Origin of the sequence: Tamlana sp. I1 (genome assembly GCF_015355625.1) — a bacterium.
Classification (GTDB): Bacteria; Bacteroidota; Bacteroidia; order Flavobacteriales; family Flavobacteriaceae; genus Pseudotamlana.
Genome location: NZ_JACLAF010000001.1, coordinates 107,408 through 120,054 on the forward strand (window position 1 = coordinate 107,408; position 12,647 = coordinate 120,054).

The window sequence follows — 12,647 nt, forward strand, 5'->3', positions numbered from 1 at the left end:
TTCTTTATTTAACTATCAATTTAAATACCACAAGTCCTTGATTTACTAAATATAAACCGCTAGGTAGAAAACTAATATTAGCTGTTTTGTCACGACCTCTTAAAACCTTTTTTTCTATAATATTGGTAATTTCCCATGCTTCTGTTTAGCTAAAATGTATGTTGTTATCGGAAGGGTTTGGGTAAATAAATGACTTTACTTCATTAGGAGAATCGACACTTAATGCGCTTGTTTTTGTTGCGCAAAGGCTTGAAAAGACGCTAATATACAGTATAAACCTACAGTGATTTTAATAAGAGTTCTCATTTAGTTGAAGTTAAAAAGTAATCTTCAAAGTAGCAAAATTAACGACAATTTTCTCTAAAAGGACTTACCCAATATTAGTTGTATTTTACCTTTTGAGAGTGATTGTACTGTATTGATTTCTTCTTTCTTCAAAAACAGATTTGAAATTAAATTATAATAAGGTTTTTTTTGTGAAATGACTTCTGTAGAAGTAAATATTTAAAAATTTACGTAAAGGTTTGTGTAGCTTCATTTCTGTTTAAATTTAATTTTTTTGAAAAGCCTATAAGGTCAAGCTATGTCTGTGTTTATCAGTATTTGGACTTGATGTTTTACGGCTTGTTTTGTTAATCTTTTTGTTTGGTTAAAAAATTGCGTGTTTGTGAAATTTTTTAGGGAATACTCGAATAAAAGGTAGTTTTGTTTCAACTAATTTGTTGATAAAATAAAATACTTGGTGTTTTATTGATAAACATTCAAACTAACTAAACTATGAAGAACTATTTGTTTAAAATCGTGTTATCGGCAACGTTCTTGTTTGCTGCTAATGCTTTTTCCCAGACACTTTCTGGAACAATTACAAGCGATTCTCAACCACTGCCTGGTGTTAATATTGTAATTAAAGGCACTTTACAGGGTACTCAAACAGATTTTGAGGGACAGTACATTCTTGAAAACGTACCACCCAATGCTGTGATTACTTGCAGTTATTTGGGATTTAAAACTCAAGAGTTTATGGTAAATGGGAGAGATAAAGTAGATGTTGTTTTGGTTGAAGACGCCGCAACTCTAGATGAAGTCGTAATTATTGGTCTTGGTCAAACCCAAAACAAGCGTACAGTCTCTACCGCTATAGCTAAAGTGTCCTCTGAGGAAATTAAGGAATTATCTATTACAAGACCAGAAGCAGCCTTACAAGGTACCATGCCTGGGGTTGTAGTTGCTCAAAATTCAGGGTCACCAGGAGCGCCATTAGCTGTTCGAGTAAGAGGGGTGTCTACGCCAAATAGTGCAGACCCCTTGTATTTAGTCGATGGGTTTCAGGTACCAAATCTTCAGCATCTAAATGCAGGAGATATTGCAACCATTAATATTCTTAAAGATGCAGCAGCAGTTGCTGTTTATGGAGCGCGTGGTGGTAGTGGAGTCGTACTCGTAGAAACGAAAAAAGGGGTTCGTAATATGGATCGCTTTAAGGCAACTATAGAAGGTTATTACGGTTTTCAAAATGTGAGAAGAGAATCCGATTTAATGAATAGAGATGAATACACATTCTTTTATAAGAGCGCGTTACAGTACGCTAATACATTTGGAGAACAGTACCGTCCAGCGGTTTTTAATACGATTGGAGAGGTAACAGCTTTCCAAGATGCTTTGCCGGATACAGATTGGCAAGATTTAATTTTTGCTGATAATGCACCTATTCAAAATTTACATGCTTCTGTATCAGATGGTGGCGAGACCTATTCGTGGGGTGTTTCAGCAGGCTTTTTTGAGCAAGGCGGTGTTGTTGGCGGTCCCGATAAATCTAATTTTGAAAGGAAGAACATTCATTTAAATTTAGATTTCGACATCCTTAAAAACCTAACTGTTAGCGCGAATGCAGACCTTGTAGGTATGGATCAGAAAAGGGTTTTAGAAAATGAAAACAACGAAACAAATGGTATTGGAATTGTTACAGCGGCCAATGCTGTAGCTCCTATTTATCAAGCCTATGATGATAAGGGCGTGCCAATAAATCCGAGTTTTGGAACAGGTGGACCAAATGCAAATAATCAAGTCTATTCGAATGGTGTTTTATTAAACTCAATGAATATTTATACATCGCCGTTGTTTATGTTAATGGCAGCCGATCAATTACAAACCACAGATGTTCAACAATACGGCGGTAATATTAAATGGGATCCTCTTGATAATTTAAGGGTTGTTGGTTCGTATTCTCGGTTTTCTTCAAAAGCAACATTTAAAGCGTTTCAGCCAGATTTCGCAGGAACACCTATTACCGATGAGCAGTATTATTTTGTTTTAATTGGCAATCAGTTAAATCAAAATGAATGGACAAGAGATATCGATAATTTTGATGCCAACGCAGAGTATACTTTTAAAAATATAGGCAAAAACCATTTAAGAGGATTGATTGGTACTTCCTACCAACACGATCAAGGGACTGCTTTGTTTAGACAGGGGAATAACTTAACAGAGAATACTTTCGATAAGGCTTCTTTAGATCAAGCCAGTGTTGTTACCATTTTAAATCCAGCAGATCAAACAAACGGATTTACAACATCGAGTAATGAATCAAAATTATTCTCAATCTATGCAAGAGCAATTTACGATTTCGATGAAAAGTATTTATTCACAGCTTCTATTCGAGCTGATAAATCTTCAAAATTTGGACCAAATAACCAAACTGGATATTTTCCAGCAGTATCTGCAGGATGGGTTATTTCTCAGGAATCATTTTTAAAAGATTCTGATGCTATTAACCTATTAAAATTACGAGCAAGTTGGGGTATTAATGGAGTAGATAATATACGAGAGGACGAATACAATACCGTTTATAATGATGATTTTGAAATTTCACGATTGGGGAATCCAGACATAAAATGGGAGGAAATCGAACAAACTAATATAGGATTGGATTTAAATGCTTTCAATAATAAATTGGGATTAACCTTAGATTATTACATTAAAAACACAAATGATATTTTATTAGAATTGCCACCTCAATTAAGTTCTGGTGCACCAGGAGAAACATTTCAAAATGCTGGAGGGGTGAAAAATGAAGGTTTTGAAGCCTTATTAAGTTTCCGTTCTATTGCGAAAGAAGTTGGTGGTTTTTCATGGAGCGCAAGTGCTAATGTTGGTTTTAACAAAAACACATTCGAGGCAGATCCTAGTATTCCACCGGGGTCGTTAACGGGAGGTAATTTACGACAGTTTGGAACCCCTGTAACCAATACTTTAGGCGGTTATGGAATCTCTTCTTTTTATGGTTATAAAGTCGATTATATTAATAATCGCGGCGAATTAATTTTTAAAGATTTAGATGGTGATGGCGTTGTTAATAGCGTTGGAAGTAATGGTGCTTCAATTACAGATTTAGACGACCGAACTATTATTGGAAATCCTTACCCCGATGTTACCTATGGTTTGCTAATTAGCGCATCGTATCGAGGATTCGATTTAAACGCAAATTTATATGGCGCGACAGGAAATGATATTTTCGATGCTCGTTATAATTCAGCGGTACCATTTTCTAACCGTTCTAGAGATTATTTAACCTATGGTTTAAGACCTGTATTATCTGGTTTAGCTGGCTCGCAAGGCGAAGTGTCCGATTTTTATGTAAAAGATGGGTCTTTCGCTAAATTAAAAAATGTAACGCTTGGCTACTCTTTTAAACAAGCTGCCGAACAGGTTGGATTAGAGCAATTGCGCATTTTTATTCAAGGTCAAAACCTTTGGACAATAACGAATTATAAAGGTGGTGATCCTGAAATTGGCCCAGCTTCAGATAATCCTAACTCGGCCTTAGATGTCGGAATTGATAGAGGATTTTATCCACAACCAACAACGTTTATGTTGGGTTTTCAATTTGAATACTAATAAAATATAAGATATGAGAAAAGTAAATTATAACCGATTATTCATTACTGCATTATTTAGTATTAGCGCAATTACTATGGGATCTTGCGATGTGGATGTTGTACAAAAAGACTCTACAACAACCTTAGATTTATCAGAAAATGATGTGATTGAAATAGCATATAATGTAAAAGATGTTTTAAAATGGCAAAGTTCTAATAGTCCGTCTGCCAATTCGCATACGTTTGGAATCATGTTTCAAGATATACGCGGCGGAAATGCGGTTTCAGAAAAAAATCCTGTAAACTGGATTTCGGGTCGAGATTTTAATCAATTTTCAACCATAACACCTAGTCAGCCTAGCGTGTATGCCTTTTGGTCTAAGTGGTTTAAAGGGATAAATAGAGCAAATGCTTCCATTGAAAATTTAACTAATTATCAAGGATTTTCTAATGAAACATTGCGGAAAAACCTAATTGCACAATCAAAATTTTTTAGAGCCTATTTTTATTTTGAATTAGCCAAAAATTTCGGAGCAGTTCCAATTCGATTAGAAGCTGTAACCAATTTAAATCAGGCAACGGCCTTGCCAAGACCAGATTCTGTTAATGTGGTTTACGATCAAATTATTTCAGATTTGTTAGAGGCTGTTTCAGATTTAGATAACAATCCTTCAGAAAAATATGAGGCAACTCAAGGAGCAGCTTACGCTTTACTTGCAAAAGTATCCCTTTATAAAAAGGATTATAGTAAGGCTATAGATTATGCTAATATGGTTAGCGGTTATACTCTAGAAAGCGAGTTTGTAGATAATTTTAGATTATCAACAGAAGGACACCGAAATGAAACCATTCTGGAAGTGCCTTATACTCAGGGATTATCTGGATTAGGGTTCGAGTCTGCCGCAGAAACTTCAGAAATGCAAGGTTCTGGAATTTACCAAATGGCAGGAGGAATTGGTGGTGTTAATTCTACTTGGAATAACATGTTGCCTACCAAAGAGTTTGTCGATTTTTTTGTAGCAAATGATAAACGTAAACTGGGAACTCTAGTTGTTGGCGGTGAACCTCAAGAGGGTCTTACAGGAGCTCAAACCCAAATTATAGCAGTGTCGTTTCCTAATGTGGGCGCTATTCAGCGTAAATATTATTTAACACCTGATGAAATAGCGCGATTAAATGCTACCGGAAATACACAGCAATGTGATATAAACGATTTGATTTTGCGCTTTGCCGATGTGTTATTAATTAAAGCGGAAGCTCAAATCATGTTAAATGGTCCAGGCGCAGGAGATGCCGCTTTAGGTCAAGTTATTTCTCGAGCAGGATTACCATTATCTAGTGGTTATACCATGAACGATATTAAGTATAACCGTAGAGCAGAGTTATCTTTTGAAGGCCTAGATCGATTTTCAGATTTAGTACGTTGGGGTGATGCTTCAACAGTATTATCCGAAAAAGGATTTACTACAGGTCGAGATGAATTATTACCCATTCCACAACTGGAAATCGATCAGAGTGTTGGTGTAATAACACAAAACCCAGGCTATTAACTAAACAAATACTAATAATGAAACCATTCAGAATTATGAAAAATACAATAACAAAAATTAAGTATGCTTTTGCAGTTATCCTATTGGTAGGGGCTATGGGGCTAATGCAATCGTGTGTAGACGACGATATTAATAAATTACCAGAAACTTGTTTTGATGGTGCCATGAATGGTATAGAAACAGGTGTGGATTGCGGTGGCGATTGTCAGCCATGTGCCACTTGCGATGATGGTATTCAAAATGGAAATGAAACAGGTGTAGATTGCGGTGGACCAGATTGTGATGCATGTCCAGAAACCTGTGACGATGGTATTAAAAATAATGGTGAAACCGAAGTCGATTGTGGCGGGCCAAATTGCGAGCCTTGTGCTGTTGCTGTAGATCAAGCAATAGTAAGTTACCATAATTATATGGCACTAGGTAACCCGATGTTCCACACATTTGAGTCTGAAGATACTAGTGTGGGTGTTATTGATGGTGATCCTGGAAATAATGTTAATGTAGATCAAGGTGCCGCTTTACCAATGATGACGTTTGGTGTTGCAGATCCTGTAGATGCTACTAGAATGGTAGGACGTTATAATAGACCAGAGGGTTTAATTTCTGATGGCTTTTCAGATTACAAATTCGCGATAAGCGAAACAGGTAAGTATAACTTCGATAATTTAAACCAGTTTGAAGTTTCTGTATTCACACCTTCAGAAGTAATAACTGGTGATGTAACCGCTCAAGTTGAACTCATCTTTTTAGATAGAGATAATCCTGCTTTTTGGGAAACCTGGACGATTTTATCTGGTGTGTTAACCAAAACTGGAGAATGGGAAACAATTATGTTTGATGGTTCTAGCTTAGTAGGAAAAACAGATTACGACCAAATTGCCATACGAATTGGTGGTTCGAATCATCAAACAGGAGCGACTTTCTTTGTAAAAGATTTCGCTGTAGTTAGTCAAGACGTATTTATGCAAGCATTATTCAATAATGATATGGGCTATAACTTAGATTTAACAAGCGATCCAGGAAATAATGTAGATGTAGATCAGGGTGCCGCTTTACCTATGATGAGTTTTGGTGTAGCAGGACCTAAAGAAGGTATTGTTAGTCGTTATAACCGTCCAGAAGGTTTAATTTCTGATGGATTTTCAGATTATAAATTTGGTGTAAACGATGCCAAATATAATTTTGAGTCAGGAACCAATTTTGTTATTGAAGTGTTTACACCCGAGGGCACAATTCATGGTGATGTAACGCCAACAGTCGAGTTGATTTTTCTAGATAAAAGCAACTCTGCATTCTGGGAAACTTGGACAATTTTAACAGGCGTATTAACTAAAACAGGCGAATGGGAAACTATTCAGTTTGATGGAACTCCAGTTGTTGGTACTTCAATTTACGATCAAATTGGAATCAGGTTAGGAGGATCAAATCATCAAGATGCAGCGACTTTTTATGTTAGAAGTTTTAATGGATTTGTTTCAAAATAAGTCATTATGATTGTTAATTAGTTTTAGTTTATAGAGGCTGTTACATTGTTGAATAGCCTCTATTTTTAATAATAAATTCTAGATTACATGAAGTTTACTGTTTTTTATAGTGTTCTATTGCTGTTTCTCTGCTCTTGTTCCTCTTCAAATGAAGATCATTACGAAATAAAAGCCTCTTGTATTGACGGGGTTAAAAACGGAACAGAAACAGGAGTAGATTGTGGTGGCGATTGCGAACCTTGCGCCACTTGCGATGATGGAATTATGAATGGCGATGAAACTGGAATTGATTGTGGCGGCAATTGCGATGCTTGTATTCCGCAGTTAAATATTCCGAAAATAGGCTATGATGCCCCAAAGAACTACAGTGGTTATTCTCTAAAATGGAATGACGAATTTGAATCCAATGATTTGGATACTAATAAATGGGGATTTCATTTAGGAAATGGTTGTCCGAGTTTATGTTACTGGGGGAATAGCGAATTGCAATATTTTACCAACCGGAAAGACAATGTGTATTTCGATGCGGGAAACCTTATTATTGAAGCCAAAAATGAAAACATTGAAGGACATAAATATACATCATCAAGAATTCATACCGATGATTTATATGAATTTCAGTATGGACGTGTAGATATTCGTGCAGCTATGCCAAATCCTGTTGGTACATGGACGGCTTTATTTATGATGAATAAAAATTACGATATCCAAAATCCAGGGGCGTATTGGCCAAGTGGTGGTGAAATCGATATTATGGAATATTTAGGGGAAGATCATAACGATATTATGGGTACAGGACATTACGGTACCGATTTTCCAGATAATCATCGTTACAATTCTAAACATTATAAGTCGCAAAATGGCGAACCTTTTAACGAAGCCTATTATGTGTATTCTATTGTTTGGGAAGAAGATAAAATAACCTGGTTGGTTAACGATGTGCCTTACCATACTTTAACACCAAGCATTACTGAAGCAAACGGGCAACCATATCCGTTTAATGATAAATTCTATTTTGTATTGGCATTATCTGTTGGCGGAAATCTTCCAACTGTTAATCCAATTCCAGAAGAATTTCCAGCATTTTTAATTGTCGATTATATTCGAGTTTATCAAAAAGAGTAACGTTCAAAAATTAAAATTATGGACATTGAAAACGCAATAAAATCCTTTTGGGAAGAAGGTTATATCATTTTGGAGCATTTTTTTGAAGATGCGCTTATGGATGAATATAATGCCTTAATTCAAGCTCATTTTGGTGTAAATCCTAATTGGGAACACACCAACGAGTTTATTAGTAAATCGGCTGTAGAAGTTATTCCGTGGTTTCCATACCGTGAGGGTCAACCGTATTTTGATGGTATTGATAAAAACGAAAAATTTAATGCTATTACAGATGCTGTATTAAAAGACGGTTGGGATAATTTGTATTGTATGATGATGTTCTCTAAAGCGGGAAGTAAAGGTCAGGCGTGGCATCAAGATTGTCCGCCAGAAGACAAAACCAAGTTTAATTTAAACCGTTTGGTTTATACACACGATATAAATGATGAAACAGGAGGCGCTATTGTAATCATGCCTAAATCGCATAAAGCAGGCGTATTGCCTGTTGGAGTTCCTAATGAAGATCTTGATGGACAGATTGTTTTTCAGCCTAAAAAAGGAACCGTGATTTTACTTCATGGTCATTGTTTTCATCGCGTCATGCCAGTTAAAAAAGACCGTATTTCATCTAATTTTAGAGCGGTTCCAAAAGGCGTGCCAGAGGATATTACCGATGTTTGCGTGTATAGAAATATGCGTTATAAATTTTCTACGGAAGAAGTTATTGAAGAACGAAAATAATGAAGAATATCATATTAATAGTATTTATAATTTTAACGTTTATAAGCTGTAAATATCAATCAGAAAAGGTTGAGAATGGAAGTCAGTCTTCTAAAGTTGAAGTGAAATCGGTTAACGGTCAAAGTCATTTTTATGTTAATGATTCCCTTTTTCAACTTAAGGGTATAGGCTTTAATTTTGAGTATAATTCCAATTTAGAAAGCCTTAAAAAAACAGGTGCAAACGCAATTAGAACTTGGTCTACTAAATATGCAGATACCATTTTAAAGGCTGCTAGAAAACAGGGAGTCATGGTGGCTTTAGGCATTAGTATGGGCAAGGAACTCTGGGGATTTAATTATGAAGATTCGTTAGCTGTGGCTAATCAATTTGAAAAAGTGAAAAGCATTGTTGAAACCTATAAAAGCCACCCCAATTTATTGTGTTGGGTGGTGGGAAATGAACTGAATTTGCTATTTGAAGCTGATGGTGAAACCTTAAAAACAGTAAACCCTAAAGTATATGATGCCATATCTGATATCGTAGATTATATTCATGAAACAGATATAAATCATCCTGTTACTATGACATTCGCAGGTGTCATTCCAGAACATTTACAAACAGCATTGGAACGTGTACCTCAATTAGATATCGTTTCGGTTCAAGTATATGCCGATTTAGAAAATGTTGAAGCACGTATGAAGGAGGTAGATGTAGAAAAACCATATATGATTACAGAATTTGGACCAAAAGGATTCTGGGAAATGCCTAAAACTGAATGGAATCGGGAAATTGAAGAAGCTAGTGGTCCTAAAGCCGATGGTATAAAACACCGCATGAAGGTGGGGTTAGCAAACAATACTTCGGGGAAATGTCTAGGTGGTTTTGCATTTGTTTGGGGACAAAAACATGAGCGCACCCCAACATGGTATGGGATGCATCATGCCGACGGAAAACAAACAGAATATATAGATATCCTCACAAAACTTTGGACAGGAAATTATCCTGAAAATAGAGCTCCACGTGTGGATAGTCTGCTTTTAAATAGTTTACACGCTGTAGATAACGTGTACTTGAAACCAAATACAGAATACACGGCACAAGTATTCGCTTCAGACCCTAATAAGGACACATTAAACTACTCCTGGGAAGTGGCTCAAGAAGTCGATAAACGTAGTCAAGGTGGCGAAAAAGAAGTCCAGCCACCTCGTATTGCTGTGAAAATAGTATCTTCAGAAGAAGGTTATTTTACATTCATAACACCAAAAGAAACAGGAGCATACCGCATTTTATCGTATGTATACGATTCTAAAAATAAAGCAGGAAATGCAAACATACCGTTTTATATAAAAAATTAAGCATTGAAACAGGATAAAAAAATAAAATGGGGTATCATCGGTCTAGGCAATATAGCGCATCAGTTTTGTGCTGATTTGCTATTAGTTGAGCAAGCCGAACTTTATGCAGTTGCTTCAAGAAGTTTAGAAAAGGCCAAAGCTTTCGCTGAAATTTTTCAAGCCCAAAATTATTATGGGAATTATGAAGATTTGTTTAATAATGATGACATTGATATTATTTACATAGCAACACCCCATGACTCTCATGCTGTTTTAAGCATTCAAGCGATGCAACACGGAAAACATGTTCTTTGTGAAAAGCCAATAGCTTTAAATGCCAATGAAGCAAATGCGATGGTTGCTGTTTCAAAAGCCCAAAAGGTGTTTTTTATGGAAGCTTTCTGGACACGATTTAACCCATCGATATCCGAAGCGCTTTTTAAAGTCAAACAACAAGAATTAGGAGAAATAAAATATGTAAATGCCGATTTTGCTTTTCATGTTCCTATGCCAACACCACGAATGATAGAGCTAAAACATGGCGGAGGGTCATTGTTAGAAATGGGTGTATACCCTTTGTTTTTAGCCTATGCCATTCTAGGAAAGCCTAAACAGGTTCTGGCTGCTGGAAATTTTTACGAAAATGGTGCCGATAAACAAACTTCAATAGTTTTACAATACAACAATGCACAGGCCATTTTACATAGTAGTTTTGTGTCGCCTTCAAATATGGTAGCAACAATTAGTGGTACAGAAGGGCGAATTAATTTGAATGCCATTTGGCATGAAGCACAAAGTTATTCCCTAATAAAAAATAATCATAAAGTAGATTATGCTTTGCCAACGTTAGGAAAAGGATTTACATATGAAATTGAAGAGTGTCATAAGTGTATCTGGAATAATCAAATTGAAAGTGCCTTGTGGTCGCACCAAAATAGTTTAGATTTAATTGAAATTGTTGATGCCGTAAGGGAACAAACGGGATTGAAATTTCCATCAGAATAATTAATTAAAGCGTTTAGAAATTTAATATTTATGTCGAGAAAACACATTTTTATTGCTTTTGTAGTATCTATAGGCGGCTTCCTTTTTGGGTTTGATGCTTCAGTAGTTTCAGGAGTTATAAAGTTTATTGTACCACAATTTAACTTAACAGATGTACAATTAGGTTGGGTGGTTAGTTCGCCTTCATTTGCATCCATGTTTGCCATGCTTTTAGCGGGTAGCTTAAGTGATTTGATGGGGAGAAAACGCATTTTACTTGGTGTGGCATTTTTGTATGCCTTATCAGCTTTATTATCGGCTTTTGCAACAAGTTATCTCATGTTGGTTATTGCAAGAATGATTGGTGGTGCAGCTTTTGGTGCAGCATTAGTTTTAGCGCCAGTTTATATTGCTGAGGTTTCACCTGCAAAAAGTAGAGGGAAATTAGTGTCTATTCAGCAACTTAATATTGTACTAGGGTTTTCAGCAGCATATTTCTGTAATTATTTTTTATTGAAGCAGGTTGGTGTTTCTCAATTTATAAACGAAACGAATGCATGGCGCTGGATGTTGGGGATTGAGTTGGTGCCTGCCATTTTATACTTTTTCTTACTGTTTATGGTGCCTAAAAGTCCACGTTGGCTTTTTACCCAAAAACGTGATGCGGAAGCAAATGAAGTATTAAAATCTATTTACGGTGCAGCCGAAGCAAAAAAAGAATCTGAGGTTATATTAAATAATCTCGGACAATGTGAAACCAAATCTTCCCTTCGGTTTAAAGATTTACTTAAACCAGCACTGTTATATGTAATGACTATTGGAATTATAATTGGTGTATTGCAACAAATAACAGGGGTTAATGCCATTTATTTTTATGCGACTACCATTTTCGAACAATCGGGTGTAGGCTCTAACGCAGCTTTTGCTCAGGCTATTTGGATTGGAATTATCAACGTTGTTTTCACCTTAGTAGCCATGTTTTTAATAGATAAAGCTGGCCGAAAACCATTAATGTTATTTGGTGTTGCTGGTGTTGCTATTAGTATGTGTGTGGCGGGTTACGGGTTTAGTCAAGCAACTTACAAACTAACAGAAGCTAATATTTCGGCATTTTCCGAGGATATTGAACCTTCAAAACTCACGTCCGTTTTAAATAAAACATACCATAGTGATGTAGTTTTTAAAAACGATATCAAACAGGCTTTAGGTTCTAAAATTTACGCCAAACACGAAGGCGATATTCTAAAGTCGGCCATTAATATGAATTCCATTCTGGTTTTACTTGCTATTCTTGGTTTTGTAGCCTCTTTTGCCATATCCCTAGGCCCTGTGATGTGGGTATTACTATCAGAGTTGTTTCCAAATTGGGTGCGTGGTATGGCCATTTCGGTAGTTGGTTTTATAAATTCATTAGTAAGTTGGGGGGTTCAATTCGTATTCCCCATAGAACTTGCTAATTTAGGAAGTGCAGCAACATTTTACATTTTTGGTGCTTTTGCAGTAATAGGATTTCTGTTACTCTTAAAATTACTTCCCGAAACCAAAGGAAAATCCTTAGAACAAATAGAGAATGATTTAGTAAAAAATATATAA

At 36.0% G+C, this 12,647-nt stretch carries 8 protein-coding genes; all 8 read left to right on the top strand.

The window, feature by feature from the left end; translation table 11 throughout:
• Positions 1 to 777: 777 nt before the first annotated feature.
• Entirely contained in the window at positions 778 to 3,894 is a 3,117-nt protein-coding gene (locus tag H6X70_RS00415; RefSeq protein ID WP_194765703.1) for a SusC/RagA family TonB-linked outer membrane protein, read from the top strand.
• A 13-nt stretch (positions 3,895 to 3,907) separates the two neighbouring features.
• Positions 3,908 to 5,425, top strand: coding sequence for a RagB/SusD family nutrient uptake outer membrane protein (locus tag H6X70_RS00420; RefSeq protein WP_194765704.1), 1,518 nt, complete (start codon positions 3,908 to 3,910; stop codon positions 5,423 to 5,425).
• Between the two features lie 35 nt (positions 5,426 to 5,460).
• Positions 5,461 to 6,909 carry a hypothetical protein gene (locus H6X70_RS00425; RefSeq protein ID WP_194765705.1) on the top strand — a complete coding sequence of 483 codons (1,449 nt, stop codon included), beginning with the start codon at positions 5,461 to 5,463 and terminating at the stop codon, positions 6,907 to 6,909.
• Positions 6,910 to 6,996: 87 nt separating this feature from the next.
• Complete coding sequence (locus H6X70_RS00430) at positions 6,997 to 8,034, top strand: family 16 glycosylhydrolase (protein WP_194765706.1); 1,038 nt, start codon at positions 6,997 to 6,999, stop codon at positions 8,032 to 8,034.
• 18 nt (positions 8,035 to 8,052) lie between these two features.
• Positions 8,053 to 8,754 (top strand): phytanoyl-CoA dioxygenase family protein, encoded by a 702-nt coding sequence (locus H6X70_RS00435; RefSeq protein WP_194765707.1) that lies wholly within the window; start codon positions 8,053 to 8,055, stop codon positions 8,752 to 8,754.
• Positions 8,754 to 10,091: a glycoside hydrolase family 2 TIM barrel-domain containing protein gene (locus H6X70_RS00440; protein ID WP_194765708.1), complete on the top strand. Its 1,338-nt coding sequence runs from the start codon at positions 8,754 to 8,756 to the stop codon at positions 10,089 to 10,091. The genes H6X70_RS00435 and H6X70_RS00440 overlap by 1 nt, the downstream gene beginning before the upstream one ends.
• Positions 10,092 to 10,094: 3 nt before the next feature.
• The gene (locus H6X70_RS00445; RefSeq protein ID WP_194765709.1) at positions 10,095 to 11,075 is read left to right on the top strand and encodes a Gfo/Idh/MocA family protein; all 981 of its coding nucleotides are present in this window, start codon (positions 10,095 to 10,097) and stop codon (positions 11,073 to 11,075) included.
• Between the two features lie 30 nt (positions 11,076 to 11,105).
• On the top strand, positions 11,106 to 12,647 hold the full coding sequence (locus H6X70_RS00450; RefSeq protein ID WP_194765710.1) for a sugar porter family MFS transporter: 1,542 nt from the start codon (positions 11,106 to 11,108) through the stop codon (positions 12,645 to 12,647).

Excerpts from the sequence above, each read along its gene's own strand:
- H6X70_RS00415 (WP_194765703.1), top strand. The coding sequence starts at position 778 with ATGAAGAACTATTTGTTTAAAATCGTGTTATCGGCAACGTTCTTGTTT.
- H6X70_RS00420 (WP_194765704.1), top strand. The coding sequence starts at position 3,908 with ATGAGAAAAGTAAATTATAACCGATTATTCATTACTGCATTATTTAGT.
- H6X70_RS00425 (WP_194765705.1), top strand. The coding sequence starts at position 5,461 with ATGAAAAATACAATAACAAAAATTAAGTATGCTTTTGCAGTTATCCTA.
- H6X70_RS00430 (WP_194765706.1), top strand. The coding sequence starts at position 6,997 with ATGAAGTTTACTGTTTTTTATAGTGTTCTATTGCTGTTTCTCTGCTCT.
- H6X70_RS00435 (WP_194765707.1), top strand. The coding sequence starts at position 8,053 with ATGGACATTGAAAACGCAATAAAATCCTTTTGGGAAGAAGGTTATATC.
- H6X70_RS00440 (WP_194765708.1), top strand. The coding sequence starts at position 8,754 with ATGAAGAATATCATATTAATAGTATTTATAATTTTAACGTTTATAAGC.
- H6X70_RS00450 (WP_194765710.1), top strand. The coding sequence starts at position 11,106 with ATGTCGAGAAAACACATTTTTATTGCTTTTGTAGTATCTATAGGCGGC.